This window comes from Anoxybacillus sp. MB8, from assembly GCF_011006755.1.
Taxonomy (GTDB): domain Bacteria; phylum Bacillota; class Bacilli; order Bacillales; family Anoxybacillaceae; genus Anoxybacillus; species Anoxybacillus gonensis.
The window spans coordinates 1-553 of the sequence record NZ_RXXX01000120.1 but is presented as its reverse complement, the minus strand read 5'-3'; the positions used below and the strand labels follow the sequence as shown (position 1 = coordinate 553).

Annotated in this window: 1 protein-coding gene; it reads left to right on the top strand. The window is 41.4% G+C overall.

The window, feature by feature from the left end; all coding sequences use genetic code 11:
- On the top strand, positions 1-553 hold a 553-nt coding region (locus EKC99_RS15390; protein WP_163152674.1), incomplete at both ends, for an RNA-guided endonuclease TnpB family protein.

Genomic DNA, 553 nt, shown 5'->3' with positions numbered 1-553 from the left:
GACTTGAAACGTATTTCGACGGAACATGGACGTTTGGAACAGCAAAGTTAGTGAACAAACATCAAAAGTGGTTTCTCCATATTCCTGTATCCAAAGAAATGGAAGAAGCAAACCTTCATCATATTCGCCAAGTGGTTGGCGTAGATATGGGCGTGAATTTTATTGCGACCGTTTATGATTCAAACGGACAGACGCTATTTTTCAAAGGTAGACACATCAAACACAAACGAGCAAAGTATAAACAACTCCGCAGACAACTACAAAAAAAGCAAACTCCGTCTGCCCGTAGAAGATTAAAGAAAATCGGTCAACGAGAAAACCGTTGGATGCAAGATGTCAACCATTGCATCAGTAAGGCACTCGTTGAGCGTTATGGTAAGAACACGCTGTTTGTGTTAGAGGATTTAACAGGCGTTCGCCAAAGAACAGAAAAAGTGTCCGTCAACCATCGGTATGAAATGGTATCTTGGGCGTTTTATGATTTAAGACAAAAAATCGAGTACAAAGCACGCAAACACCAAGCCAAAGTGATTGCGGTAGACCCAACATACAC